Source organism: Saccharopolyspora sp. NPDC049357, from assembly GCF_040677225.1.
GTDB lineage: Bacteria > Actinomycetota > Actinomycetes > Mycobacteriales > Pseudonocardiaceae > Saccharopolyspora.
This window is the reverse complement of the sequence record NZ_JBFAQJ010000008.1, coordinates 129770-156746: the sequence shown is the minus strand read 5'-3', so window position 1 is coordinate 156746 and position 26977 is coordinate 129770. Positions and strand designations below refer to the sequence as shown.

The following is a 26977-nucleotide window of genomic DNA, read 5'->3' as shown; positions in this document are numbered from 1 at the left end:
ACCGAACGAACGAGAGAGGAAACCCGTGAGCGAGCGGCAGATCCCCCGCTGGTCAGAGCTGAAACCCCTCCTGCGGCCACGGCCCGTCGAGCTCGACGGCACCCGGCGCAGGCTCTCCCGGGCGCACACCATCGCCGACCTCCGGCAGCTGGCGCGTCGCCGCACGCCGAAGGCGCCGTTCGACTACACCGACGGCGCCGCGGAGGAGGAGATCAGCCTGCGGCGGGCGCGCCAGGCGTTCCGCCAGGTCGAGTTCCACCCCGCTGTGCTCCGCGACGTCTCGGCGGTGGACCCGTCCGCGGAGATCCTCGGCGCGCGCTCGGCGTTGCCGTTCGCGTTCGCCCCGACCGGGTTCACGCGGATGATGCAGCACGAGGGCGAGCGGGCGGTGGCCCGCGTCGCCGAACGGGCCGGCATCCCGTTCTCGCTGTCGACCATGGGCACGACGTCGATCGAGGACGTGGCCCGCTCCGCGCCGAACGCGCGCAAGTGGTTCCAGCTCTACCTCTGGAAGGACCGCGAAGCCAGCGAGGACCTCGTCAACCGCGCGCTGGAGAGCGGTTACGACACGCTGATCCTCACGGTCGACACCCCGGTCGCGGGCGCCCGGCACCGGGACGCGCGGAACGGGTTGACGATCCCGCCGGCGCTGTCCGCGCGCACCTTCGTCGACGGCGTGCTGCACCCGGCCTGGAGCTTCAACCTGCTCACGACCGAACCGCTGTCGTTCGCCTCGCTGTCCTCCTGGGACGGCACCGTCGCCGAGCTGATCAACACCATGTTCGACCCCACGGTGACCTTCGCCGACCTGGAGTGGCTGCGGGAGCTCTGGCCGCACAAGCTCGTGGTCAAGGGCGTGCAGAGCACGACCGACGCCCGCGACGTCGTCGCCGCCGGTGCGGACGCGGTGGTGCTGTCCAACCACGGCGGTCGCCAGCTGGACCGCGCGCCCACCCCGTTGAAGCTGCTGCCGCGGGTGGTCGACGAACTCCAGGGCCGAGCCGAAGTCCTGCTGGACACCGGCATCCTCAGCGGTGCCGACATCATCGCGGCCGTCGCCAACGGCGCGAACGGATGCCTGATCGGCAGGGCCTTCCTGTACGGCTTGATGGCCGGCGGCGAACGCGGGGTCGATCGGGCGGTGGAGATCCTGAGCGCCGAGATCACCCGAACCCTGCAGCTGCTCGGCGTCAGCCGCCTCGCCGACCTGACACCGGAGCACGTGACCCTGCCCGGATGACACCGGCGGCCTGAGCGCTGAGCACACCCCTCGGTGCTCAGGCCCCGGAGCCGGCGCTAGGAGCTTAAGAAGGCGGCGGAGCCGCTGTTTCAAGTGTGGGACTCAGCCGGCACCGCCGCAGGTTCTGAGCGGTTTCGTGGCGAGTACGCCGGGACGCCGATGTCCACCCCCTGGGTAAGCGGAATACATAAGGAGCGGCGCACGGAGTCCACGGAACCACCGCTCAGGTTCTGCCACCCGCACCGCCAAGCAACGCGATTCCTCAACAGCTCCTAGTGCCGGACGATCTCGCGCTCGACGTGGTCGTGCAGCACCTTCCGCATCCGCTCCACGGAACGGCCGGGCCTGGCGGTGAGGACCTGGATGCCCAAGCCGTCGATCAGCGCGGTCAGCGGCACGGTGAGGTCCTCGGGATCGGTGTCGGCGACGAACACGCCCTGCTGCTGGCCTTCCCGGATGGTGCGGGCGATCGTGTCGTGCCAGCGGGTGTAGGAATCCGAGTGCAGCACGCCCATCTCCGGGTTGCGCGCGCTCTCGTTCCACACCTGCAACCAGATCGACCACTCCAGCCGCAGCAGGCCGGGTTTGGGCAGCTGGAGCTCGACGAGCCGCAGCAGGCGTTCGTGCGCGTCGTCGATGCTGTGCAGTTCGGCGACCTGCCGGTCGAACGCCTGCCGCACCGAATGCCGCAGCGCTTCGGTGAGGAGGTCGTCCCTGCCGGGGAAGTGGTAGTGGATGGTCGCCGCGCTGACCCCGCACGCCTTCGCGACGTCGGAGATCCGCACCGCGTGGTAGCCGTGCTCGGCGATCAGGTGCCAGGCGGCGTCGAGGATCTGCTGATGACGCCCGGCCTCCCGCGCGTCGGCGGTGCGGGCCAGGACGGCCGAGCGCTGCGGCGCGGCGGCAACCGTGTCGGCCTCGTCGCTGCCGTTGATCAGCCAGTTCACCGTGACGTTGCCGACCTCGGCGATGCGGGTGAGCTCGGCGGGGGTGAAGCGCCTGGTACCGGCCAGCGACTTCGACAGCTTGGTGGCGTCCAGCCCGATCCGCTCGGCGAACGCGCGCTGGCTGCCCGGGTGCGCGCGCAGCACGTCCTTCACCCGGCCGCGCAGCGACGACTCCTTCTCCTCCACGATCCCGAACACTAACAGGCATTGCGACAATCGCAACGCGCGAGCTCATCGCAACGCTGCGAGCGGCTGGTCGCAGCGTTGCACACCTCCAAAAAATGCCTGTTGCGCTGTGGTTAAGGTGACCGGCACTTGACGGGACGAACAAAAGGGCTCAATGTTTACGCCGTTGCGCAACTGACTCATCAGTCGAATCGCAACGCCGATCCGCTCGGCGAGCGCCAGCTGCCCGGCGTGGAACACACGCATCGGCCACGGCTCGCTCCCGGCGGGCGTCCCGCGAGACACGGCACGACGAGGCGCGGTACGGCAAGCCCGGCCGGCAGGCGTCGGCCACGAAATGTGGAGGTGCTTCCGTCATCCCTGCGACAGGCGGAAAAGTTCGGATCGACAGACGGATCTTCTGGTTCTCGGTGCTGCTGGTGGCCGCGATCTGCGTCCCGGTCATGATCGCCCCGGAACGTGGTCAACAGGCTCTCGACAGCGCGCTCGGTGTGCTGACCGGGAAGTTCGGGTGGCTCTATCTCTGGTTCGCCGCCGCGGTCGCGGGCTTCCTCGGATGGCTGGCGTTCAGCCGCTACGGCCGGGTGAAGTTCGGCGGTCGCGACGACAGGCCAGAGTTCTCCACCTACAGCTGGCTGGCCATGATCTTCACCTCGGGCATCGGCGGTGGGATCATCTACTGGGGCGTCATCGAGTGGTCGTACTACTACGTCGAGCCACCGATGGGCATCCAGCCCCGCAGCACCGAGGCGGCCGACTGGGCCGCCACCTACCCGCTGTTCCACTGGGGATTCACCGCGTGGGGCCTGTTCTGCTTACCCGCCCTGGCGCTGGCCTACGTCTACCACGTGCGCAAGCAGCGGACCCTGCGGCTCAGCGACGCGTGCCGCGGTGTGATCGGGGACCGGGCCGACGGCTGGCTCGGCCGGATCATCGACGTGCTGTTCATCTTCGGCCTGATCGGAGCCGCGGGCACCTCGCTGGGGCTGGAGGTCCCGCTGGTGTCCGAGGGCATCGCCTCGATGACCCCGCTGGAGAAGGGCACACCGCTGGACATCGGGATCGTCGTGGTCTGGACGGCGCTGTTCGGCGTGAGCGTGTTCCTGGGAATGCAGAAGGGGCTCAAGCGCCTCGCCGACATCAACGTGTGGCTGGCGCTCGGACTCGGGCTGTTCATCCTGGTGCTGGGCCCGACGGTGTTCCTGATCGACACCTTCACCCAGAGCTTCGGCATCCTGCTGCAGAACTTCGTGGAGATGAGCTTCTACACCGACCCGGTGGGCGGCTCCGGGTTCGAGGAGACCTGGACCATCTTCTACTGGGGCTGGTGGATCGCCTACGCGCCGTTCGTCGGCCTGTTCACCGCCAAGATCTCCAAGGGCCGCACGGTCCGCGGGCTGATCGGGGCGATGTGCCTCGCAGGCAGCGCCGGGTGCTGGCTGGCGTTCATGCTGCTGGGCAACACCTCGCTGTACTTCGAGCTCAACAAGATCGTCCCCGTCGCTGACATCGTGCAGGCGCAGGGCGACACGGCGGGCATCATCGCCACCCTGGCGCACCTGCCGTTCGGTTCGTTCGCGGTGGTGGCGTTCCTGCTGCTGATGGTGGTCTTCCTGGCCACCACGCTGGACTCCTCGGCCTACACCATGGCCGCGGTGGCGTCCGAGGACCTGCCGCAGGACGTGGAACCGGCGAGGTGGCACCGCGTCTTCTGGGCGATCGTGCTGGCGGGGGTGTCGATCGTGCTGATGTACACCGGAGGTCTCGAAGCCCTGCAGACCTTGTCCATCATCACCGCGTTCCCGCTGATCTTCGTCCTGGTGCTCGTCGCGGTGTCGCTGATCAGATGGCTGCGAGCCGACTTCGGCGAGCACGGGGCCGCTCCTTCGCTCGTGGCCGCGCCCGCCGAGCGCGGAGATCCGGAGAAGGACCCGGTGGCGGCGGCGAACTGACGCCCGGATCGGGACCGTCCTGATGAGCGACGGTCCCGATCCGCAGCAGTCGGATCTGCGCTGGACTCACCGGCTCCCGTCCTGGGCGAGGGCGGTCCCGGGCTCGCCGTCAGGGGCAGGGCTCGCCTCCCGGATCGGCTCTGGCGCTTCCGCTGAGCGCTCGGAGGAGGTGGGGTCGGCGAGAACCTGCCTGGCGCGGTTGATGTCTAGGTTCCGGTCCCACTTGGCGATCACCAGGGTGGCGACGGCGTTGCCGTAGAAGTTGACCAGGGCGCGGCATTCGGACATGAACTTGTCGATGCCGAAGATCAGCATGATGCCCGCTGCGGGCACGGTCCCGACGGTCGACAGCGTCGCGGTCAGGGCGATGAACCCGCCGCCCGCAACGCCCGCGGCGCCCTTGGAGGTGAGCAGCATGACCGCGAGGAGCCCGAGTTGCTGGGTGATGCTCAACGGGGTGTTGGTGGCCTGCGCGATGTAGAGGGTCGCCAGCGACAGGTAGATCGCGGCGCCGTCGAGGTTGAAGCTGTAGCCGGTCGGGACGACGAGGCCGACGGTGGTGCGGTCGGCGCCCATGAACGTCATCTTGCGCATCAGACCGGGCAGGGCGGGTTCGGCGGTGGAGGTGCCCAGCACCAGGAAGAACTCGTCCTTGAGGTAGCGGAAGAGCTGGAAGATGTTGAGCCGGACGTAGGCGGCGAGGAACCCGCCGAGGACGACCACCACGAACAGGATCGAGGTCGTGTAGAACAGGGCGATCAGCGATCCGAGACTGGTCAGCGTGGACAGTCCGAACTTTCCGATGGCGTAGGCCATCGCGCCGAAGGCGCCGAGCGGGGCGGCCTTCATCACGAAGCTCAGGACCTTGAACACGATGTCGGTGAGCCGCTTGACGCCGGCGATGACCGGTTCGCCGATCGGGCCGACCGCCTTGATCGCGATGCCGAAGAGCACCGCCAGGAAGATGATCTGCAGGATGTCGCCTTCGACGAAGGCGCCGAAGAAGCTGTCCGGGACGATGTGGGTGAGGAACTCCCACCAGTGCTGCGACTCGCCGGATTCGATGTACTCCTGGGCTTTGCCGCTGGTCTGGATCGTCGACGGGTCGGCGTTGACGCCTTCGCCGAGGCGGACGACGTTGATCGCGACCAACCCGAAGACCATCGCGATGATCGTGCCGACCTGGAAGTACGTCAGGGCTTTGAGCCCGGTCAGACCGACCTTCTTCAGGTCGGCGACGCTCGCGATGCCGCCGATGATCGTGAGGAAGACGATCGGGCCGATCAGCATCTTCATGGCGTCGATGAAGGTCGTCCCGATGGGCTCCATCGCCTCACCGAGGTCGGGCCACCGCCAGCCGACGACGATGCCGATGACGATGGCGAGCAGGACCTGGACGTAGAGCTGCCGGTACCAGGGCTTGGCCCTCGGCTTCCCGTCGTCCGGAACCGGGTGCTGTGCGGTCTGCGTCATTGCGTCTCCTGCACGTCGATCGTCGAGGTCGGGGCCCTGCGGGTCGGACCGGGCCGGTGGGGCGGAGATTCGGCTCGGAGCCTCCTCGCCCAGGAAGGTGGCCATGACATTGACCGGGTTCGCGGTGCGCCGTCCAACAGGGACTCGCTACCCGACGGATAGGTTTGACGAATGAATGCCCGTTAAGCTGGGGCGATCGAAGGTCGCCGGCCCCGAGGAAGTTGCGGATGGACGCACGTCAGCTGGAGTACTTCATGGCCATCGTCGACAACGACGGCTTCGGCCGTGCGGCGCAGAAGCTGCACATCGCGCAGCCGTCGCTGTCGCAAGCGGTCGCGGGCCTGGAACGCGAGCTCGGGGTGCGGCTGTTCCACCGGATCGGACGCGGCGCGGTGCTCAGCGATGCGGGCAAGGAGCTGATCGGTCCGGCGCGCCAGGTCCTGCGCGACCTGCGCACGGCCAGAGCGACGATGGACTCGTTGAAGGGCGTGCAGCGCGGCCGCGTCGAGCTGGTGACGATGCCGTCACCCGGCATCGAGCCGCTCAGCACGCTGACCCGCCTGTTCACCCAGCAGCACCCGGGCGTGATCGTCGCCGCGGACGCCGCCTTCACACCGGAGGAAGTCGTGCAGAAGGTCCGGGACGGAGCCTGCGAACTCGGCCTGGTCGGAGCTCCCGGCAGCGTGCTGGCCCCGGGCGTCGACGTGCTGCCGCTGGAATCCCAGAACTTCGTCGTGGTCGGCGCGGACGACGCGGGTTTCCCGGACGAGGATCCCGTACCGCGAGCAGCGCTGGCGGGCGCGCGGCTGATCGCCTCGCCGCCCGGCAGCCAGATGCGTCGCATCGTGGACGAGATGCTCGCCTCCGGCGAGGACCTGGAGATCGTGGCCGAGGTCGCGCACCGCACCTCCATCCTGCCGCTGGTGCTGCAGGGCGTCGGGCTCGCCGTGCTGCCCTCGGCCTGGGCACCCCTGGCCAGCCGGGCCGGGGCCCGGGTCGCGCGCATCGACCCACCGTCCCAGCTGCACGTCTCGCTGATCAGCCGGTCCGCACCGCTGACACCGGCCGCTCAGGCGTTCCTGACCGTGGCCCGCTCCCACACGCCGGTCGGCTACCTGGAGCAGACGACATAGCCGGCACCTATCAACCGGATCGGCAGCGCGTGTTGGACGTCCGGCGCCCGCCGGTCTTCACTCGGGGGCAAGACGAGTCGAACGCAGCAGGGAGTCACCCGATGTCAGCACAGCGCACGTTCACCATCGCCGCCATCCCCGCAGACGGTGTGGGTACCGAGGTGGTCGCCGCCGGCCGGGCCGTGCTGGACGCGCTGGCCGCGGGGTCCGGTGGCCGTTTCGCCTTCGACTGGACCGAGTTCCCCTGGGGCTGCGGGTATTACGAGAAGACCGGTCGCATGATGGACGAGGACGGCCTGGAAGCGCTGCAGGACTTCGACGCGTTGTACTTCGGTGCGGTCGGCTGGCCGTCGGTGCCCGATCACATCAGCCTGTGGGGCCTGCGGCTGCGGATCTGCCAGAGCTTCGACCAGTGGGCGAACGTCCGGCCGGTGCACTTCCACCCCGGCATCACCTCGCCGCTGCGCAAGGCCGACGACACCCCGCTGGACTGGGTGGTGGTCCGGGAGAACAGCGAAGGCGAGTACGCCGGTCTCGGTGGCCGCAACCTCGCGGGTCGCGGACCCGGCAACGAGGTGGCGTTGCAGACCGCGCTGTTCACCGAGAAGGGCTGCGAGCGCATCATGCGGTTCGCCTTCGACCTCGCGCGCGGGCGCGAGCGCAAGAAGGTGTCGTCGGTGACCAAGAGCAACGCCCAGCAGTACGGCATGGTGCTCTGGGACGAGGTGTTCGAGCGCGTGGCCGCCGACTACCCGGACGTGGAGACCGAGAGCGTGCTGGTCGACGCGATGTCGGCGAAGTTCGTCCTGCACCCCGAGGACCTGTCGGTGGTGGTGGCCTCCAATCTCAACGCCGACATCCTCTCCGACCTCGGCTCCGCCCTGGCCGGCAGTCTCGGGCTCGCCGCCAGCGCGAACCTCAACCCCGACCGCCGGTTCCCGTCGATGTTCGAGCCCGTCCACGGCTCCGCTCCTGACATCGCCGGTCAGGGACTGGCCAACCCGATCGGCGCGATCGGCAGCGCCGCGCTCATGCTGGAGCACTTCGGCCTGACCGACGAGGCCACCCGCGTCCGCGAGGCCATCGAGGCCACCACCGCCTCGGGCTTGCTCACCCCCGACGTCGGCGGAACCGCCAAGACCGACGAGATCGTCGAAGCGATCCTCACCCACCTCACCTGATCCGATACCGCCCGCGCCCACCCCGAGATCGCGGAACGGGGTGGGCGCTCACGCGGCCAGCGCCGCGAGCGCGCGCTCGATGTCAGCGGGTGTGTTGTGAACGTGCGGTGAGAGCCGGAGCTTGCCCGCGCGCTCGGCCGCGTCGACACCTGCCACGTCCAGGCGCCGCAGCGCTCGCGCGACGGTGTCCGGTGGTTCCGGTTCGAGGAGGACCAGGGTGGAACGTCGCGCACCGGCCGCCGGGCTGCGCAGAACCCACCCCTCGGGCAGCCCGGTGATGAGCTGGTCGATCAGCGCCTGGTCGTGCCGTTGGACCTCGTGGATCCCGCGCTCCAGCAGCAGGGACACCGCGCGGTGCCAGGAGGGGAAGACCGAGAGGTTCGCGGTGCAGAAGACGTCGTAGGCGGCGGCGCCCAGGTCTTGGCGCAGTGCGTAGTGGCCCGGTGGGTTCGCGATCTCGCCGACCTGGGCGAGCCAATAACCCTGCTCGTACTCCATCCTCCGCATGAGCGCGGGGCGCAGCCAGGCGAATCCCGTCGCGTAAGGGCCGCACAGCCACTTGAAGCCGCAGCTCACCAGCGCATCGACTCCCAGGTCGTAGACGTCCGCGGGACGGGCGCCGACCGCTTGAGAACCGTTGAGCACGAAGGTGATGTTCTCCCGTTGACGGCACACGTCGACCAGGTCGGCCACCTCCGCGGCATGACCGGTGAACGAGAACACCCAACTCGTGCACACGACGCGGGTGCGGTCGGTCAGCGCTGAGTCCAGGTCCTCCGGTTCGAGGGCGCCGGACGGGGCGGGAACGGTCCGCAGGCGCACTCCTCGGCGCTGCAAGGGCAGCCACGGGTAGATCGTGGCCGGGAAATCGCCGTCGACCAGGAGCACTTCGTCGCCGTCGCGCAGCGGCAAGCCGTGCGCGAGCAGGTTCAGGCCGTAGCTGGTGCTGTTGCCGAGCACGATCTCGTCGCCACCGGCGCCCACCAGCTCGCCGAGCGAGCTGCGCAGCGCGGCCGGGACCTGGAAGAACGCCTCGTCCGACATGCGGCGCGGATCGAGCTTGGCCTCGATCGCTTCGCGCCCCGCCGCTGCCGCGGTCAGCGGCATGGGTCCTTGGTGAGCCGTGTTGAGCCACGCGCGGTCGAAAGGCGCGAACTCGTCGGACATCGGGGCGGACACCAGCTCGACCTACCCGTGCGGCTGCGGGCGCGAAACATGCGCTGGGGCGGCATCGCGCCGACCGGGTGCCGGTCCGCGGCGAGTGACTTATGGCCCTGGAGGTTCGGTCGGTTCGTGCGGAGCATCGGGCGGTGTTGAGCCCTGGACACGTGGCGAAGGTGTGCCGCGTCGTTCCACACCGAGGAAGGAACTGCATGGGCACCATCACCACCAACGACGGCACCGAGATCTTCTTCAAGGACTGGGGTTCGGGCACGCCGATCGTGTTCAGCCACGGCTGGCCGCTCTCGGCCGACGACTGGGACGCCCAGATGCTGTACTTCCTGGAGCGCGGATATCGGGTGATCGCCCACGACCGGCGCGGGCACGGACGCTCCAGCCAGACCGGCGACGGCCACGACATGGACCACTACGCCGATGATCTCGCCGCGGTGACAGCCCATCTCGACCTGACCGGCGCGGTTCACGTGGGCCATTCGACCGGCGGCGGTGAAGTGATCCGGTACCTGGCCAGGCACGGCGAGGCGCGGGTGTCCAAGGCCGCCATCATCAACGCCGTTCCGCCGTTGATGGTCGCCACCGAAGCCAACCCCGGCGGGCTGCCCCGGCGAGTGTTCGACGACCTGCAGGCGCAGCTGGCGGCCAACCGCTCGCAGTTCTACCGCGACCTCCCGTCGGGCCCCTTCTACGGATTCAACCGGCCGGGCGTGGAACCAGCGGAAGCCCTCATCCAGAACTGGTGGCGGCAAGGCATGATGGGCGGCGCGAAGGCGCACTACGACGGCATCGTCGCCTTCTCCCAGACCGACTTCACCGATGATCTGACGAAGGTCACCGTTCCGGTGCTGGTGATGCACACCGATGCCGATCAGATCGTGCCGTACGAGAACTCCGGGCCCCTGTCGGCGAAGCTGCTGAAGAACGCGACGCTGAAGACCTACCGAGGTCTGCCGCACGGCATGCCCACCACGCACGCGGAGACGATCAACGCCGACCTGCTGGCGTTCCTGACCGAGCGATCCTGAAACAGCTCGTCACCAGACGGTGTAGCCGCCGTCCACGACGAGATCGGTTCCGGTGCAGTAGCTGCTGGCGTCGGAGGCGAGGAAGACCACGGCCGGGGCTATCTCGCGGGGTTCGGCGACGCGGTTCATCGGGGTGCCGTCGATCCAGGCCCGGCGCCACTCCTCGTTGCTCAGACCGCGTTCGGTCAGCTCGGTGCCCACGTAGCCGGGGGAGACGGAGTTGACCCGCACCCCGCGAGCGGCCCATTCCCCGGCCAAGGACTTGGTGAGGTGGATGACGCCCGCCTTCGCGGCGTTGTAGGCGGACTGGGGCTGCGGGCGGTTGGAGATGTGGCCGCTCATGCTGCCGGTGTTGATGATGCTCCCGGAGCCCTGCGCGAGCATCCGCTTGCCCGCGGCCCGGCAGCTGTAGAACACGCCGTCGAGGTTCACCGACATCACTCGGCGCCAGTCCGCGGGGTCGAGGTCTTCGCTGGGGTGGTTGTGCACGATGCCGGCGTTGTTCACCGCGACGTCGACGGAACCGCCCGCGGTCACCACGTGCTCGAACGCCGCCTCGACGCTGTCGGGATCGGTGACGTCCGCGGCCACGAACTCGACGCCGTGGCGCTCGGCCGATGCTCGACCGCTGTCGGGGTTGACGTCGCAGATGAACACCCGGGCACCGGCGTCGCGGAGGCCGAGCACGATGGCCTCGCCGATGCCCTGCGCGCCGCCGGTGACGATCGCGTTCCTGCCGTTGAGCGCGAACAGGTCGGTCATGTTCCCTCCCGGGAGTGGGTGGACGTTGACATCGCGGATCTCGTGCGGACCAGTGGGAAGCCGGTGATCACGGAACCTCGGCGTTCGCCTGGTAGACGGGCTTGAGCCCGTCGTAGAGCCGGCGGTGCGCGGGGAAGATCCGGTCGTACTCCTGCGCAGGTCCCGGTTGGGGGACGAAGGTGCGCTCCACGCTCACCCCGGCCAGCGCCTCGTCGAAATCGCTCCACAGACCGGCACCGACTCCCGCGGCCAGCGCGGCACCGTAGGCGCCTCCTTCGGAGGACCCGGTCACCACGGCGATGTCCCGGTCGAGCACGTCGGCGAGCATCTGCAGCCACAACGACTCGCTGGTCGCACCGCCGGAGGCGATGACGCGCTCGCAGTCGAGCCCGGCGTCGCGGCACACCTCCAGGATCTCCCGGAGGTTGAGCAGCACCCCTTCCATCACGCTGCGCGCCAGGTGGCCGACGTGGTGGATCGGCGTCAGCCCCACCCAGCTGCCGGTCGCCTCCGGGGCGACGTGCGGGGACCGCTCACCGAGCAGGTAGGGCAGGAAGCGGAGGCCGTCGGAACCGGGATCGACGGCCTTGGCGAGGCCGATGAGCCGGTCGAAGGAGATCGGATCGGTGGTGGTGGCGGGCGCGAGCGCGTCGCGCAACCACTGGAAGGCCCCACCGGCGCTGAGCGAAACACCCATGCAATGCCAACGTCCCGGCGCGTTGCCGCAGGACACCTGGACCCGGCCCCCGGGGTTGTCGGGGCAGGAGGACGCGCCACCGGCGACGATTCCGGCGGTACCGATGGTGAACCCCACCGGGCCGGCGTCGACGAGGCCCATCGCGGTCGTCTGGATGACCGCGTCTCCGCCGCCGCCGAAGACCGGGGTGCCGGTGGGGACGTTCCACCGCTCGGCCAGTTCGGGTTGGACCTGCCCGGTCTGGTCGGTGGACTCGACGACGTCGGGCAGCAGCGAGCGGTCGATGTCGAGCAGCTGGAGCAGTTCGCCGGACCAGGCGCGGCGCGCCACGTCGAACAGGCCGGTGCCCGAGGCGTCGGAGACGTCGGTGGCGCACGTCCCGGTCATGCGCAGCCGGAGGTAGTCCTTGGGGTTGAGGACGCGTGCCGTGCGCGCGAAGAGCTCCGGCTCGTTCTCCCGGAACCAGACGATCTTGCCTCCGGTGAAACCGGGCAGCATCCGGTTCCTTGTCATCCGCAGGAGCTCGTCGAGCCCGCCTGCCCGTTCGGTGATCCAGTCGCACTGCGGAGCGGCCCGCTGGTCGTTCCACAGGATCGCGTGCCGCAGCGGTTCGCCCGCGGCGTCGAGGGCGGTGAGCCCGTGCATCTGGCCGCACAGGCCGATTCCCGACACCTCCCGCCCGCCCTCGGGCAGCAACGCGGTCAGCGCCGTGATCGCCTCATCGGTGGCGCGCCACCACTCCGCCGGGTCCTGCTCGGCCCATCCCTGCCGGAGGTTGATCATGGCGTAGTCGCGGCTCTGCTTGGCGACCACTTCGCCGTCGCCGTTGACGGCGATGACCTTGCAGGTGGAGGTGCCGAGATCGATGCCGATGAGCATTGTGCTACGTCCTTCCGCGCCTCATCGCGCGCCGTGGCGAAGCCGAATGTGCTTGAGCTGCAAGTAGGATTCGAGGCCCTCGTGGCCGTGCTCGGAACCGAAACCGCTTTCCCGCCGTCCGCCGTAGGGCGCGTTCATGATTCCGGCGTCGACGTTGTTGACCGCCACGTTCCCGAAGTCGAGTTCGTGGGCGAGCGCGAACGTTTCGCGGGTGTCGTCGGTGTAGGCGTAGGCGGCCAGCCCGCCGGGAGCGGCATTGGCCCGGTCGATGACGTCGTCGAGATCGGAGAACCTCGAGACTCCGACGAGCGGGCCGAAGGTCTCCTCGTGCATCACCAACGCCTCGTCCGGTGCGTCGGCGACGACCGTGGGGCGCAGGAACAGGCCGGGCTTGAGCTCCGCGACGGGTCCGCCGCCGGCGACCACCGAGGCGCCGCGCTCGCGAGCGTCCTCGATGTGGTCGAGGGTGCGGCGGTAGGTCTCCTCCATCGTCATCGAACCGACGTCCGCGGACGGAACCTCCATCCCGTCGGCCACTTCCAGCGCGTCGGCGGCGGCCGCCAGACCGGCCAGGAACTCGTCGTGGACGCCGTCCTGCACGTAGATCCGGTTGATCGCGATGCAGATCTGCCCGGCGTTGCGGAACGAACGGCGGGCGGCGCCGGTGATCGCGGCGCCGATGTCCGCCCGCTCGGTGACGATCATCGGGCAGCTGCCGCCGAGTTCGAGGGACAGGCCGGTGATCCCGTTGACCGAGCGGAAGATCGACTGGCCGGTGCGCATCGACCCGGTGAAGGCGATCTTGCGGATCGCCGGGTGCTCGACCAGGGCTCGCCCGGTTCCGCCGTCGCCGTAGACGAAATTGACCACGCCGCTGGGGAAAGCGGCCGAGATGCACTCGGAGAGGACCTGCGCGCAGCCCGGGGTGTGCTCGGAGGGCTTGATGACGATGGTGCAGCCGGCCGCGGTCGCCCCCGCGAGCTTCCAACCGATCAGCTCGATCGGGTAGTTCCACGGGACGATGCCGGCGACCGGGCCGATGGGCTCCTTCTCGACGATGCTGGTGAAACCGGCGGCGTCGTTGGGGATGGTCCGCCCGAAAACCCGTTGCGCCTCTTCGGCGTAGTAGTGCAGCGCGGTGATGAACTTCCGCACTTCGCCACGTGCCTCGTCCAGCGGCTTTCCCTGTTCCCGCGTGATGGCCGCAGCCATGTCGTCCACGCGGTGCGCGCATTCCGCGGCGAGCTCGTGCAGGTACCGGGCGCGGTCGACCGGGAGGGTCCTGCGCCAGGTCCGGAAGGCGGTCGCGGCCGAGGTGGCCGCTGCGTCGACGTCCGCAGGTGAGGAACGAGGGGCGATCGCGGCGAGTTCGCCCGTCGCGGGGTTGTTCCGCTCGATCAGGCCCTCGGAGGTGTCGTGCCAGGTGCCGGCGTGGAAGTTCCGGCAGGTGATCACTTTCTGAGACATCCGGTTCTGCTTTCGTGGCGCTGACGCGAGATCCGGCGATCAGTGCCGTTGATGTTCAGCGGACGGGTTGCATCTCGGAGACGAAGAACGCGGCGTGGCCGACCTGCGGGCTCGATACCGGTGAACAGGTGTTGTCCGTTGACTTCGTATGATGATCGGACGATAGTTCTCGCATGGCTTCGTCGCAACCCCCGATCCCAGCAGCGTTCAGCGCTGAGACCCGAGGAGCGCCGCCGGAAAGGCCACCGCGCCTGCCCGACGTGGTGGCCGAACGCCTGCAGAACGACCTGCTGGCGCAGGGATTGCGCCCGGGGGACCGGTTGCCCACCGAACCTCAGCTCGTCGAGCGCTACGGAGTCAGCCGGACGGTGATCCGGGAAGCCGGCCGCATCCTCGAACAACGCGGGCTGGTCGACATCCGTCCCGGCCGCGGGATGACGGTGTCCAAACCGGACGGTTCCGCCATCGTCCGGCACTACTCGCTGATGCTGGGGATGAACGCGACGACCTTCCAGCAGCTGATGGAGACCCGGCTGATCATCGAGGTCGAGGTGACCGCGCTGGCGGCGGCGCGCCGCACGGAGGAGGACCTGGACGAGCTGCGCGCGTCGGTGGGACGCGTGGAACGACACATGAGCGATTACCAGGTCTGCCTCGAGGAGGACGTGCGGTTCCACGAGATCGTCACCCGGGCCGGTGGGAACCCGTTCTTCTCCTGGTTCATGGACCCGGTGAACACCTGCCTGCGCGAGTCGTACGAGGACGCCGGGTCCTACCTCGCGAGCCTGCCGCAGACCCTGGCCGAGCACGGCGCGATCCTGGAGGCGATCGCAGCCGCCGATTCGGACGCGGCGCGCGAGGCCGCGCGTGCGCACCTGAACCGGGTCGTCTCGCAGCAGGACGAACTGGTTCCCGGGCGAGAACCGCGCTGACGACTCGCGGTCGGTCTTGACCTCCAGCGCGCTCGAAGTTCGACACTCGACCGGTCCCGGCACCGCCCGATCGTCCAGCTCCGACCGATCGGCGATGCCGGGGTCTTCGCCGCGACCTGCCCCGGGGCACCGACGTCCCGGGGCAGGTCAACGCTGGAGATGCCGTCGGAGGGAAGGCGGCGCGGCCTCAGCTCCGTCTGAGGTCCCGCTCGGAGGTCAGCACGTTGACGACGTGCTGTCGTCGCTCCTCGAGCTCGTGGCGCTCGCCGATGACCGAGACGACGCTGACCAGCCGTCCGTCCTCGCGGATCCCCATGGCGATCCCGGCCGCGCTCTTCGAGATGCGCGGTGCGACGCTCAGGTCCGTTCCGAGGATCTTCGGCATCTGGGCCAGGAACGCCGAGACGAGTTCGGCCTGATCGGAGTGCTTGGCGAGGTATTCCCAGAGCTGCGCGCGTTCCATCGAGGCCAGGTGGACCCACCCCGCTGAGTTCTCGAGCAGCGGGCGTTCCAGCAGGTCCTCGGCGAGATGGCCGAACTTGGGGTCCTCGGAGATGTGATCGATGTAGTAGCCGACCTCGCCGATCCGGACCGACAGCACGACGCTGAGCCGCACCTGCTCGTGAACCCGCGCCAGCAGCGAACGCGAGATGCCGGGCAGCAGCTCCCGTCCAGCGCGCCGGTTGAGCAGGTACGTCGTTCGGCCGAGGAAGTACCGCCGCTTGTTCTGATCCGCGTAACCGTTGTGGACGAGTCCGCGCACGATGCCCTGGGTCGTCGTGAGAGGCGCTCGGGCCGCCTGGGCCAGCTCGGACAGCGTGCAGCCGCTGGGCGTCCTGGCCAGGTGATCGAGGATCGCCGCCATGCGGTCGATGGTGCGGTGCGACTGCCGCGTGTCCTCTCCCTGACTCATCTCGCGATCCTAGCTACGCATATCCGCAGTTTCCAATGTTCGTCGCTGCGTCTGGAGTTGGAGGCGGATGTGGCGGCTCTCTACCGTCGCTGCGACCACCTCACTGGCACAGCGAAGGACCGGAGCCAATGACAACAGGACCTCTTGCGGGCCTGCGGATCGTCGACCTCACGACCGTGATCATGGGACCGATGGCGACCTCCCTCCTCGGTGACCTGGGAGCGGAGGTCGTCAAGGTCGAGGCACCTTCCGGCGACATCAACCGCAGGATGGGCCGGGCGCTGAGCCCTGACCAGAGCGAGCTCTCGCTCAACCTGAACAGGAACAAGCGCAGCGTCGTGCTCGACCTCAAGGCGGACGCGGGCCGAGAGGCGTTGTTCGACCTCGTCCGCGGTGCCGACGCGTTCGTCACCAACCTGCGCCCGGGAAGCCTCGCCCGCGTCGGGATCACCTCCCGCCGCCTGCTCGACCTCAACCCGGAGCTGGTCTTCGTCACCGCGCAGGGCTACGCCTCCGACTCGGACCAGGCCGACGCGCCCGCCTACGACGACATCGTGCAGGCGGCTTCCGGTTTCGCCGGGCTCTCGCTGCACGTCGACGGAGCCGAGGGCGGTGAACCGGCCTTCGCCCCCTACGTCGCGGGCGACAAGATCATCGCGCTGTACATCGTGATCGGGTTGCTCGCCGGGATCCGGCAGCGCGGTGCCACCGGGCGCGGCGGCGAGGTCGAGGTGCCGATGGTCGACACCCTCATGAGCTTCAACCTCGTCGAGAACCTCGCCGGGCTGACCGCGCTCGACCAGCCCGGCGAGTTCGGTTGGGCCCGGACCACTGCCGGTCGCCGCGCCCTCTACCGCACGGCGGACGCCTGGATCACCGTGCTTCCCTACACCGACCGGAACTGGAAGGACTTCTTCGGGCTCATCGGCCGGGAAGACCTCGCCGACGACGCGCGGTTCGCGACGCTGTCCTCGCGCACGACCCACATGGTCGAGCTGATCGACATCATCGCCCCGAGCATCGCCCGGCGAACGGCCGCGGCCTGGTTGGCCGACTGCGCCGAACACGACGTCCCGGCGGCCCTGATCAAGGACCCGGCCGAGGTCGTCTCCGACGAATACGCCTGGAACAGCGGTGTTCTCAAGATGGCGGACCACCCGGCGGTCGGTGCCTACCGGCGCATGACCACGCCCATCCGCTTCGACGGCACCGTTCCCGACCCCGGCCACCCCGCACCGCCGTTGCGCTGATGCGCGCGCCCGATCACTCCAGCCTCCCGCACTGAGCAGACAGGGTTGTCATGACCAGTACCAGAGAGATCCCGCAGAGCCCACGATCACACCGCCGGGCCGTCGCGACTTCGGTCGTCGTCGGCACAGCGCTGGAGTGGTTCGACATGTTCCTCTACGCGTCGATGGCCTCGGTCGTCTTCGCGCCCGTCTTCTTCCCGGACGTTGATCCACGGGTCGGCGCGGTGTCCTCCCTCGCGACCTTCGCCGTCGGTTACCTGGCCCGCCCGGTCGGCGCGATCCTCCTCGGCCCGGTCGCCGACCGCCACGGCCGTCGTACCGCGCTGGCGATCACCTTCATCCTCATGGGAGTCGGAACGTTCCTGATCGGGACCATCCCCGGTTACGACGTCATCGGCATCTGGGCGCCGATCCTCCTCGTCCTCCTGCGACTGCTCCAGGGGCTGGGGGCCGGCGCCGAGCAGGGCACCGCGTTCATCACCGCCTACGAGCACGCGGCCCGGGGCAAGCGCGGCATCTTCGGCTCGCTGCCCGCCCTCGGCGTCAACATCGGGCTGTTCGCCTCGTCAGTCGTCGTCGCCGCGATCACCGCCATGCCCCGGGAAGACCTGCTCTCCTGGGGCTGGCGGATCCCGTTCATCGCCAGCGGCGTCCTCGTGGTCATCGGCTGGTGGGTCCGCTCGCACATGCCAGAGAGCCCGGTGTACGAGCGGGAGGTCGATCAGAAGCAGCCCCGTTCCTTCGGCCGCTGGATCGCCGAGATGGCACGGCTGTGCACCGAGCACTGGCGCGGACTGCTCACGGTGACCCTCGTGACCGTCGGCTACAACGCCATCACCTACATGTACAAGACCTTCGGCCAGTCCTACCTGGCGGAGTTCCGGCAGGAACCGGCGTGGATCGGAGCGGTCGGCGTCGCGCTCGCCGCCGTGGTCGGGATCGTCATGGTTCCCGCGAGCGGCTGGCTGGCCGACCGGTACTCGGTCCGGCTCACCCTCTCGCTCGGCGCGGGACTGACGGTCCTGATGGCCTTCCCCTACTTCTGGTTCCTCGACAGCGGCCGCACGGGGCTCGTCTGGGCCGGGTTGATCATCGGCACCGGATTCGCCGCACCCCTGATCTTCGCGTCGTTCGGCGAGTTCCTCTCCCGGCAGTTCCCGCCCGAGGTGCGCAGCACCGGAGTGAGCATCCGGGAGATCGCGGGCGCGGTCTCCGGCGGCTTCGTGCCGGTCTGGGCGCTGGCCATCGTGACCGCCTCGAACGGCACGACGACGTGGGGAGTGTCGCTGCTGTTCATCGCCGCCGCCCTGTGCGTGTTCGCCGCCCTCGCGACCGACCACCTGCGCGCCGAGAAAACCCCGAACACCAGCACGAGCACGACGAAGGAGATCGTCCGATGACCATCGACATCAGCGACACCGGCCAGGTCCGCACCATTTCCATCAACCGCCCGGCCAAGGCCAACGCCTTGCTGGCGACCGACGTCCCGGAGCTGGAGCGAGCGGTCGTCGGGGCTTCCGAGGACTGCCGCGTGCTCGTCTTCACGGGCACCGGCGGGCGGAACTTCTCGGCTGGGATGGATCTGGGTACCTTCCAGGGCGTTTCCGAGACCGAGGCGCGCGGCATCATCGCCGGCATCGGCTCTATGATGCGCGCCGTCCGCCACGCACCGCAGATCTCCATCGTGGCGCTCGAAGGGGCGTGCATCGGAGCCGCCTTCGAACTGGCCCTCGCCGCCGACCTGAGGGTCGCCCACGCGGAGGCGCTGGTCGGACTCCCGGAGGTCAAGCTCGGCATCCCCTCCGTCGTCGACGCCGCGCTGCTGCACCACTACGTCGGGCTCTCCACCGCCAAGGAGATGCTGCTGACGGGAGAGCCGCGGGCGGTGGGGGAGCTGGCGCACACCGGTTTGATCAACAAGACCGCCCCGCAGGAGAGCGTGGTGGCGGTGGCCGGGGAATGGGCGCACGAGCTGGCGGCCCTTCCGGCTCTGGCCATCCGCGAGCAGCGAGCGCTCATCGACGAGTGGCTCAACGTCTCCCTGCAGAGCGCGGTGGACCAGTCGATCAACACCTTCGGCCGGATGTTCCGCTCCAGCGAGACCTCCGAGAACGTCATGCGCTACGCGGCGGGCAGGAACTGAACGCGCACGTCTGGTGCCATTCGCCCGGCACCAGGCGTGCGGAACCGCAACACCGGTAACTCCGGTGCTCAGCAGCCCTGACCGGACGTGTGTTCGGTGATGTGGAACACAGTGAATCCGGGACGAAATGCCTGGTCGCCAAGTCCTGGCTGGTCTGCATGCTCGTAGTGGTTCCCGCGGAGGGACCGCTACGAGAGCCGTTTCCACTGGTTGCGGGAGGGAAAGCTGATGGGTCAGATCGCAGAGGTCGCCGGACTGTTCGACCAGCGCACGGTGAACGATGTGCCGAAGCAGGAGCTTCCCGTCACCGGGCGGTTGGCCGAGCTGATCCCATCGCCGCGCGAGTCGGAGCAGAACATGCGGTTGGTGGTCGACCGAGGAGTCGACGAGGGAGCGGAGTTCGTGATCTCCGCACCGCTGACCGTGATCGGGCGGCACCGCGACTGCGACATCGTGATCGAGGACGTGACGGTGTCCCGGTACCACGCGGAGCTGGAGATCGAGGACGGCCGGTGCTTCCTCTTCGACGGCGGCTCCCTCAACGGGACCTACGTCAACAGGCGGCCCGTGGAGCGCATCGAGCTGGCTGATTCCGACGAGATCTGGATCGGCAAGGCGCGGTTCACCTTCCGCGTCGGCGCAGCGGCCGACGGCCGCAGGCCCGCCCAGCGGTGAGAACGGGCGCGCGTCCAGGCGGCGAGACCGCCGGGCGCGCGCCTCGCCGCATCCCCTGCGGCGCTTCGACTTCCCGCGCCGACGACTCGATTACCGCAGTTTTCCGGTACCTGATTACTGCGGTTTTCCGTCTTCCGCCCACGGTGGTGATCGGTGGCCCGTGGGTGTGGGTGCTTGGTGCGGGGTCTGGTTTGTTTTCGGGGGAGTGGTTTTTTGTGATTGCGTCGTGCTTTTCGCCTGTTTGGCTTCTCAGAGTCGTGCTGCGTTGAGTGAGGTGCTCAGCCGCTGGGCGGCTGCGCGCACCGCTTCGGCTCGGACGTCGCCGTCGGTGCCGGTGAAGTCCTCGCTGTGCCCGCCGAGGCTGATCGTGCCGACCAGGGAATCGCGCGAGCCGAGGATCGGGGCGGCGACGGCCGAGACCCCGTGCAGGTAGTCGTTGCGGCTGCGCGAAACCCCCTCGGCGCGCACCTGATCCAGATGGGCGGCGAACTCTCCCGGGTCGGAGTGGGTCATCTCGGTGAACGCGGGCAGCGGGTCTCGCAGGATCCGGCGTCGAAGCTCGGAGTCGAACGCGACCATCGCCACGGGCGCGGCCGCGGCGTGGTACGGGAGGACCGACCCGATCGAGACGGCGGCCAGGACCATCGGTTTGCCGCCCTCGACCCTGTCGATGCACACGGCTCCGGCGGCGGAGGGGACCATCAGGAACGCCGTGTCGCCGAAGTCGGAAGCCAGTGCTTCGAGCTCTGGCCGGGCTTCGGTCCGCAGGTCGAACCCGGCGAGCGCGGCCGCGCCGATGGTGAACATCGGCATCCGGACCCGGTAGGCGCCGCTGTGATCCCTGTGCACCCAGCCGGCCTCGACGAGGGTGCTCATCAGCCGGTGGACGGTCGGTTTGTTGAACCCGCTGGTCGCCGTGAGTTCGGCGAGCGTGATCACGGGCCGTTCCGCGCTGAACTGCCCGAGCAGCTGACAGGCGCGCAGCACCGATCCGACGGTTTCCCGCCCGGAGCTGTCTTCGACAGCTTCTCGTGCCACCGCCACCTCCCCTTTCGTGTTTCGGGACAGCGCCAGGCTAACGGCCCGCTGACCGGAGCCGCTTGACATGGTCGTGTCCCTCGCGCACAGTTTCGGAACGCGTATCGCATCACGATACACAAGGGAGCTGTCAGTGGATCTGCGCGAGATGATCAGCGAAAGACTCGTCTACGCACCCGGGGTGTGGGATGGGCTGACCGCACGGCTGGCCGAGCAGGCGGGCTTCCCCGCGCTGTGCGCGTCCGGGTTCGCGGTTTCGGCGGCGCTGGGCTACCCGGATGCCGAGCTCTACACGATGTCGGAGAACCTGCAGGCGGTCCGGACGATCCGCGAGGCGAGCCGCCTGCCCGTCATCGCCGACATCGACACGGGCTACGGCAACGCCGTCAACGCCGCGCGGACAGCCCGCCGGTTCGCCGACGCCGGCGTCGCCGCGGTGTTCATGGAGGACCAGCGCTCGCCCAAGCGCTGCCCGCTGATCCCCGGGGCCGAGCTCGAACTGCTCGACCTGGCGGAGGCCACGGGCAAGATCCGCGCCGTCCGCGACGCCGCGCAGGAGACCGGGATGCTCGTGATCGCCCGGACCGATGCCAAGGGAGACGACGCGCTTCGCCGAGCCGATGCCTACGTCGAGGCCGGAGCGGACCTGATCATGCCGGTCACCAAGACCTTCACGACCGTCGAGGAGTGGCGGCGCTGCCACGAGATCACCGGAGCCCCGCTCATGGCGACCCTGACGGCCTCGGCCTGGACCGAGCGGGAGTTCACCCCCGAGGTGATGGAGCAGATCGGCGTTCGCATCGCGCTGCTGCCCACTCAGGTGCTGATGGCGGTGACCGGCGCCGCGCAGGAGTGCTTGAACCGGCTCGCCGCGGGGGAACCACCGGCTCAGGTCGGCGCGGGAGCCACGCCGCACCACGAATTCGTCGAGCTCATCGGCATGCCCGAGATCGAGCGGCAGCAGCACGCGTACCTGCCCGCCACCGAGACGGTCTGAGGGAGGCGCTGTGGCGAGCACGATCACCGAGAAGATCCTGGCCAGGGCCGCGGGCGTTGACGTGGTCAAGGCGGGCGACAACCTGCCCGTGCGCCCGGACTACATGATCGCCTACGACTTCCCCGGCTACACCGATGTGATGTTCCGGCAGATGCACGACGACTTCGGCATCCGCACTCTGGCGGAGTCGGAGCGCTACGTGGTCTTCATCGACCACATGCTGACCAAGGGCACCGAGAAGGAGCAGGAGGTTCACCAGGTCACCCGCGACTGGTGCGCGTTCTACGGCATCGAGCTGCACGAGGCCCGCGGCATCGGCCACCAGGTGATGGCCGAGCTCGGCTACGCCGTGCCCGGCAACTTCCTGATCCACTTCGACGGCCACATCTCCGGAGCGGGCGCCTTCGGCGCGCTGGGCTGGGGCGTGCGCCGGGACCTGCTGGAGGCCTGGGTCTCCGGGCAGATCTACCTCGACGTCCCCCGGACCACGAGGTTCGAGCTGACCGGTGAGTTCGCCCCGGGCGTCGACAGCCGGGACCTGGTGCACCACATCATCGGCGAGTTCGGGGCCGACGGGTGCGCGCATCAGGTGATGGAGTTCGCCGGCCCAGGCGCGCGGGCGATGTCGATCGACCGCAGGCAGGGCCTGTGCGGAATGGCGATGTTCACCGGCGCGGTCTCGGCGGTGTTCGAGCCCGACGATGCCGCGCTCGCCTACGCGCGGCGGGTCGCCGCGACGGATTTCACGCCCCAGATGCCGGATCCGGGTGCCGACTACGCCGCGGTGCACACCATCGACCTGTCCGCGCTGAGCCCGCAGGTCGTGCTGCCCGGATCAGCTCGCTCGGCCAACACCCGTGAGGTCGTCGAGTTGAACGGAACGCCGGTCACCAAGGCGTTCATCGGTTCCTGCGCCAGCGGGCGGATCGAGGACATCCGGGCCGCCGCTCTCATCCTCGACGGGAGGAAGGTCGCCCCGGGGGTCGAGCTCAACGTGGTCCCGACCTCGGACGCGGTGCACCGGCAGGCGGAGGACGAAGGGCTGCTCGACGTGCTGCGCGCGGCCGGCGCGCACATCGCCCGCTCCAGCTGCGACTTCTGCTTCGGCTACCAGAAACCGCTGCAACCGGACGAGAACTGCATCTCCACCGGCGTCCTCAACATCTCCGGCCGCATGGGCAGCACCGACGCGAACATCTACATGGGATCGGCGTACACGGTGGCGGCCAGCGCGGTGACCGGCACGATCGCGTCGGCCGGGGAGGTGACGCGATCATGAGCGCCGCCCGCGACTACCCGCCGCCGCCGGACCTCATCCGCGGGCACGTGGCCTGGGTGTTCGGCGACGACTTCGACATCGACCTGGTGATCGGAGTCGAGAACATCAAGTCCTACGACGCGGATTTCCTGCGCGGCAAGGTCATGCAGGCCTACGACCCCGCCTTCGCCGACCGCGTCCGGCCCGGCGACGTCATCGTCGGCGGCCGCAACTTCGGCTACGGCCACCCGCACTACCCGCCGATGGTGGCCCTTCGCGATCTGGGCATCGCCGCGGTGCTGGCCGAGTCCTTCTCCCCGGGGTTCTGGAGGGGAGAGACCCACAACGGCATGCCGCTGCTGACGGTGCCCGGCATCAGCGCCGCGGTCACCACCGGTGACGCCGTGCAGGTCGACTGGCGAGCGGCCGTGGTCGGCCTCGGCGACGGCACCGAGTTGCGCGGCGATCCGCCCAGCACCCGCGTGCGCCGCGTGATCGAAGCCGGCGGCTCGCTCAAGCTCCTGCTGGCCGAGCACGCCCGCAATCCCAGCCACCAGCACTGATTCGCCCCACGTCCCCCGACCCGGTCAACGACGATCAGGAGTCAGCACCATGTCTGAGACGGCCCCACCAGCCGCCGCCGTGCCCGCCACCACCGGAGCCTCGCCGGCGATGGCCCGACGCGCCGCTGCGGCGGGAGGTGTCGGCACGCTGATCGAGTACTACGACTTCAGCGTCTACGCCTTCCTCGCGGTCACCATCGGTCCCCTGTTCTTCCCCAGCGGCCAGCCGGCCGTATCACTGCTGCTCACGCTGGCGGTCTTCGGATCGGCCTACGTCATGAGACCCGTCGGAGGCTGGTTCTTCGGCCGGCTCGGCGACCGCCGCGGTCGTCGGCAGGCGCTCGTCGTGACGGTCGTGGCGATGGGAATCTGCTGCGGCTTGCTCGGCCTCCTGCCGACCTATTCCGCGGTCGGCGTCCTCGCCCCGGTGCTGCTGGTGCTGATCCGCCTGGCGCAGGGCTTCTCGGCCGGCGGCGAGATCGGTGGCGCCGCGACCTACGTCGCCGAGTCGGCACCGGTCAAGCGCCGCGGGCTCTACGGCTCGGTCACGGCGCTCGGCTCGACCCTCGGGTTCGCGGTGTCCGCGGCCGTCGTCGGCCTGGTCAGCACCTTGACCACGGCTGAGCAGATGACGGCGTGGGGTTGGCGGATTCCGTTCCTGGTCTCCATCCCGCTGGCGATCCTCTGCCTGTGGGTGCGGGTTCGGCTGGAGGACACCGCCGAGTTCGCGGAGATGGCCGACAAGCGAGAGGTGGTGCGCAGTCCGCTGCTGCAGGTCGTCAAGCAGCACCCGGCCTCCATCCTGCGGGTCATCGGCATCGCGATCGCCATGAACGGCAGCGGCTACATCGGGCTGACCTACTTCAACGTGTACCTGATCAACGACCTCGGCTTCGACAAGCAATCCGTGTACTGGACCTCGGCCATCGGGATCGGGCTCGCCTGCGTCACCTACCCGATCGCGGGTGCGCTCTCGGACCGGTTCGGGCGGCGGCCCGTGCTGATCACCGCCTACGTCGGGTACCTGGTCATCGCGTGGCCGTCCTTCGCGATCCTCGGCGCGACGTCGAGCATCCTCGTCGTCGGGCTCGTCTACGTCGTCTACATGTCGTTCAACGGGTTCGCGCAGGTCCCGGCCTTCCCCCAGTTCACCGAGCTGTTCCCGCGGCAGGTGCGGTACACCGGCGTGGCCCTCGGCTTCAACCTCGGCACGATCATCGCCGGCGGCACCGCTCCCTACATCGCCGCACAGCTGGTGCAGAGCACGGGAAACCCGATGGCACCCGCCTTCTGGGTCATGGGGGTGGCGGTCGTCGGTCTGATCACCGTGCTGACCCTGCGCGAGACCGGCAGGGATCGCTTGCCCGTCTGACCGTCCCCGTCCGAACGCACCGCAGGAGGTCGACCATGCCCGATTCGCGCTGCTCCGCACCGGTCGGCGACAGCTCCGAGTCGCCGAGATGACCGGAACCAGGGAGGTCGACTTCCTCTGCGTCGGCGGCGGGCTCGGTGGTCTCGCCGCCGCGCTGCGGGCCGCCGACCTCGGCGGCGAGGTCCTCGTGGCCGAGCGATCCGACGTGGTCGGCGGCGTCGCGGCGTACAGCGGCGGGTTCGTCTGGGTGGGCGGGGACCCGCTGGCGTCGGACCCGCGCGACACCCTGGACACCGTCGAGTCCTATTTGGACCACGTCCAGGGTGAACGACCGGTGGAGCGGGCCGCCCGGCGCGCGTACCTGCACGACGCGCGGGAGGCGACGGCGTGGTTCGCCGCGGCCGGTGTTCCGCTCCGGGTGATTCCGGGCGCAGCGGACCTCTACCACCCGGCGCCCGGCTCGACGGCCGAAGGGCGGCTGCTCGAATGCGTCGTCGACGGCCGCGACCTGGGCGCGTGGCGCCCGCACCTGCGGCAGGGGCCCTACTACGAGATCGGTGTGAGCCGGACCGAGACGTATTCGGCTGCGCGCGAGGAGTCGAACGGCGACCGACTGACGCACGGCATGGGCCTGGTCGGCGCCTTCGCGAGGGAGGCGCTCGTGCGTCGCGGGGTGGAGTGCCTGCTCGAGTCCAGGGTGCGGGAGCTCCTGGTCGAGGGCTCAGACGTCGTCGGCGCGGTGCTGGACGGGCCGTCCGGCCGAACCCGGGTCAGGACCCGCCGCGGGGTGTTGATCGCCGCAGGCGGCTACGGCGGTTCACCGCACGCGGCGGCACTGGAGGACGTGCCGGCACTCGTCGAGAGCGCCCCACCCGTCGTCGACGGCGACTCGATCGCGCTCGCGGAGCAAGCAGGTGCGGGCCTGGTTCGCGGCGCCGACCCGTTCTTCAGCGTCGGGTACGGATTCCCGGGGGAGGTCCACCCCGGTACGGACGTTCCCCTCGTGCGGCCGCTGCTGGCACATCTCGGACTTCCGCATTCCATGATCGTCAACCGCGACGGGCGCAGGTTCGGCGACGAGAGCTACTACGGCGCGTTGATCAGCGCCCTGCGCCGCTTCGACCCCCGTCTGCGCCGGTGGTCGAACGTGCCGTGCTGGTTCGTCGTCGACGACGAGTTCCGCGCGCGCTACCGCCTGGGGCCGCATTCGGCGGGGGAGCGCTGGCCCGACTCGATCCTCCGAGCGGACAGCTTGGCCGAGTTGGCCGCGGCGGCGGGCATCGACCCCGAAGGCCTGCGCCGCACCGTCGCCGAGTTCAACGGCGCGGCGGACCGCGGCGAGGACCCCGAGTTCGGGCGGGGGACCCGGCCGTTCGTGCGACGGACATACGGCGACGCCGAGCACGGGCCGAACCCGTGCCTCGGCGCGCTGCGAACCCCGCCGTTCTACGCCCTCGACCTGTCCTTGGTCGGGTTCGGCATGGGCACGCTCGGACTGTGGATCGACCGGGACGCCCGCGTGCTCCGGCGTGACGGATCCCCGGTCGGTGGCCTCTACGCGACGGGCAACGCCGCCGCGACCCGCGAGCTGCGCGGGTACGTGACGGGTCTCGCCAACGCCCGCAACTACACCTACGCCTACCGAGCGGCCGGACACGCCTGCGGCCGAAACCGAAGAACCCACCTCTGAACAGCTCCGATGCCGGACGTGTCGC

24 protein-coding genes are annotated in these 26977 nt (G+C 69.3%); 15 read left to right on the top strand and 9 right to left on the bottom strand.

The window, feature by feature from the left end; translation table 11 throughout:
- Positions 1–25 precede the first annotated feature (25 nt).
- Entirely contained in the window at positions 26–1240 is a 1215-nt protein-coding gene (locus AB0J91_RS09710; protein ID WP_363866013.1) for an alpha-hydroxy acid oxidase, read from the top strand.
- Between the two features lie 272 nt (positions 1241–1512).
- Here AB0J91_RS09710 and AB0J91_RS09705 read toward each other — a convergent pair whose 3' ends face one another.
- Complete coding sequence (locus tag AB0J91_RS09705; protein WP_363866010.1) at positions 1513–2373, bottom strand: TetR/AcrR family transcriptional regulator; 861 nt, start codon at positions 2371–2373, stop codon at positions 1513–1515.
- A 45-nt stretch (positions 2374–2418) separates the two neighbouring features.
- Positions 2419–2619, bottom strand: coding sequence for a hypothetical protein (locus AB0J91_RS09700; RefSeq protein WP_363866007.1), 201 nt, complete (start codon positions 2617–2619; stop codon positions 2419–2421).
- A 110-nt stretch (positions 2620–2729) separates the two neighbouring features.
- Between AB0J91_RS09700 and AB0J91_RS09695 the strand changes: the two genes are divergently transcribed.
- Positions 2730–4325 carry a BCCT family transporter gene (locus tag AB0J91_RS09695; protein ID WP_363866126.1) on the top strand — a complete coding sequence of 532 codons (1596 nt, stop codon included), beginning with the start codon at positions 2730–2732 and terminating at the stop codon, positions 4323–4325.
- Positions 4326–4391: 66 nt separating this feature from the next.
- Here AB0J91_RS09695 and dctA read toward each other — a convergent pair whose 3' ends face one another.
- A complete protein-coding gene (gene dctA, locus AB0J91_RS09690; protein ID WP_363866004.1) occupies positions 4392–5798 on the bottom strand; it encodes a C4-dicarboxylate transporter DctA in 1407 nt (468 codons plus the stop codon).
- A 227-nt stretch (positions 5799–6025) separates the two neighbouring features.
- On the opposite strand from dctA, the gene AB0J91_RS09685 reads away from it, so the two are divergent.
- Positions 6026–6931, top strand: coding sequence for a LysR family transcriptional regulator (locus tag AB0J91_RS09685; RefSeq protein ID WP_363866001.1), 906 nt, complete (start codon positions 6026–6028; stop codon positions 6929–6931).
- Between the two features lie 101 nt (positions 6932–7032).
- Complete coding sequence (locus tag AB0J91_RS09680; RefSeq protein ID WP_363865998.1) at positions 7033–8112, top strand: tartrate dehydrogenase; 1080 nt, start codon at positions 7033–7035, stop codon at positions 8110–8112.
- A 48-nt stretch (positions 8113–8160) separates the two neighbouring features.
- Here the strand turns inward: AB0J91_RS09680 and AB0J91_RS09675 are convergent, their stop codons facing one another.
- Positions 8161–9291 carry an aminotransferase class V-fold PLP-dependent enzyme gene (locus AB0J91_RS09675; RefSeq protein WP_363865995.1) on the bottom strand — a complete coding sequence of 377 codons (1131 nt, stop codon included), beginning with the start codon at positions 9289–9291 and terminating at the stop codon, positions 8161–8163.
- 194 nt (positions 9292–9485) lie between these two features.
- On the opposite strand from AB0J91_RS09675, the gene AB0J91_RS09670 reads away from it, so the two are divergent.
- Positions 9486–10316, top strand: coding sequence for an alpha/beta hydrolase (locus AB0J91_RS09670; RefSeq protein ID WP_363865992.1), 831 nt, complete (start codon positions 9486–9488; stop codon positions 10314–10316).
- Between the two features lie 9 nt (positions 10317–10325).
- On the opposite strand, the gene AB0J91_RS09665 is transcribed toward AB0J91_RS09670, so the two are convergent.
- From AB0J91_RS09665 to AB0J91_RS09655, 3 genes are all read right to left on the bottom strand, one after another.
- Positions 10326–11078, bottom strand: coding sequence for an SDR family oxidoreductase (locus AB0J91_RS09665; protein ID WP_363865989.1), 753 nt, complete (start codon positions 11076–11078; stop codon positions 10326–10328).
- Positions 11079–11145: 67 nt separating this feature from the next.
- Positions 11146–12654, bottom strand: coding sequence for a xylulokinase (gene xylB, locus AB0J91_RS09660; RefSeq protein ID WP_363865986.1), 1509 nt, complete (start codon positions 12652–12654; stop codon positions 11146–11148).
- A 21-nt stretch (positions 12655–12675) separates the two neighbouring features.
- Entirely contained in the window at positions 12676–14121 is a 1446-nt protein-coding gene (locus tag AB0J91_RS09655) for an aldehyde dehydrogenase family protein (RefSeq protein WP_363865983.1), read from the bottom strand.
- Between the two features lie 173 nt (positions 14122–14294).
- Here AB0J91_RS09655 and AB0J91_RS09650 point away from each other — a divergent pair, with 173 nt between their 5' ends.
- Positions 14295–15053, top strand: a complete 759-nt coding sequence (locus AB0J91_RS09650; RefSeq protein ID WP_363865981.1) for a FadR/GntR family transcriptional regulator — start codon at positions 14295–14297, stop codon at positions 15051–15053.
- Between the two features lie 187 nt (positions 15054–15240).
- Here the strand turns inward: AB0J91_RS09650 and AB0J91_RS09645 are convergent, their stop codons facing one another.
- Entirely contained in the window at positions 15241–15966 is a 726-nt protein-coding gene (locus tag AB0J91_RS09645; RefSeq protein ID WP_363865978.1) for a helix-turn-helix domain-containing protein, read from the bottom strand.
- 128 nt (positions 15967–16094) lie between these two features.
- On the opposite strand from AB0J91_RS09645, the gene AB0J91_RS09640 reads away from it, so the two are divergent.
- From AB0J91_RS09640 to AB0J91_RS09625, 4 genes are all read left to right on the top strand, one after another.
- Complete coding sequence (locus tag AB0J91_RS09640; RefSeq protein WP_363865975.1) at positions 16095–17216, top strand: CoA transferase; 1122 nt, start codon at positions 16095–16097, stop codon at positions 17214–17216.
- Positions 17217–17266: 50 nt separating this feature from the next.
- A complete protein-coding gene (locus AB0J91_RS09635; RefSeq protein ID WP_363865972.1) occupies positions 17267–18616 on the top strand; it encodes an MFS transporter in 1350 nt (449 codons plus the stop codon).
- Entirely contained in the window at positions 18613–19359 is a 747-nt protein-coding gene (locus tag AB0J91_RS09630; RefSeq protein WP_363865969.1) for an enoyl-CoA hydratase/isomerase family protein, read from the top strand. Before AB0J91_RS09635 ends, AB0J91_RS09630 begins: the two co-directional genes overlap by 4 nt.
- Before the next feature lie 228 nt (positions 19360–19587).
- Positions 19588–20034, top strand: a complete 447-nt coding sequence (locus AB0J91_RS09625; protein ID WP_363865966.1) for an FHA domain-containing protein — start codon at positions 19588–19590, stop codon at positions 20032–20034.
- 249 nt (positions 20035–20283) lie between these two features.
- On the opposite strand, the gene AB0J91_RS09620 is transcribed toward AB0J91_RS09625, so the two are convergent.
- Positions 20284–21072 (bottom strand): IclR family transcriptional regulator, encoded by a 789-nt coding sequence (locus AB0J91_RS09620; protein WP_363865964.1) that lies wholly within the window; start codon positions 21070–21072, stop codon positions 20284–20286.
- Between the two features lie 133 nt (positions 21073–21205).
- On the opposite strand from AB0J91_RS09620, the gene AB0J91_RS09615 reads away from it, so the two are divergent.
- From AB0J91_RS09615 to AB0J91_RS09595, 5 genes are all read left to right on the top strand, one after another.
- Positions 21206–22069: an isocitrate lyase/PEP mutase family protein gene (locus AB0J91_RS09615; RefSeq protein WP_363865961.1), complete on the top strand. Its 864-nt coding sequence runs from the start codon at positions 21206–21208 to the stop codon at positions 22067–22069.
- Positions 22070–22079: 10 nt separating this feature from the next.
- On the top strand, positions 22080–23348 hold the full coding sequence (locus AB0J91_RS09610; protein ID WP_363865958.1) for an aconitase family protein: 1269 nt from the start codon (positions 22080–22082) through the stop codon (positions 23346–23348).
- Positions 23345–23890, top strand: coding sequence for a 3-isopropylmalate dehydratase (locus AB0J91_RS09605; protein ID WP_363865955.1), 546 nt, complete (start codon positions 23345–23347; stop codon positions 23888–23890). The genes AB0J91_RS09610 and AB0J91_RS09605 overlap by 4 nt, the downstream gene beginning before the upstream one ends.
- A gap of 49 nt (positions 23891–23939) precedes the next feature.
- The gene (locus AB0J91_RS09600) at positions 23940–25262 is read left to right on the top strand and encodes an MFS transporter (RefSeq protein WP_363791581.1); all 1323 of its coding nucleotides are present in this window, start codon (positions 23940–23942) and stop codon (positions 25260–25262) included.
- 88 nt (positions 25263–25350) lie between these two features.
- A complete protein-coding gene (locus AB0J91_RS09595) occupies positions 25351–26952 on the top strand; it encodes an FAD-dependent oxidoreductase (protein ID WP_363865952.1) in 1602 nt (533 codons plus the stop codon).
- The last annotated feature ends 25 nt before the right edge of the window (positions 26953–26977 follow it).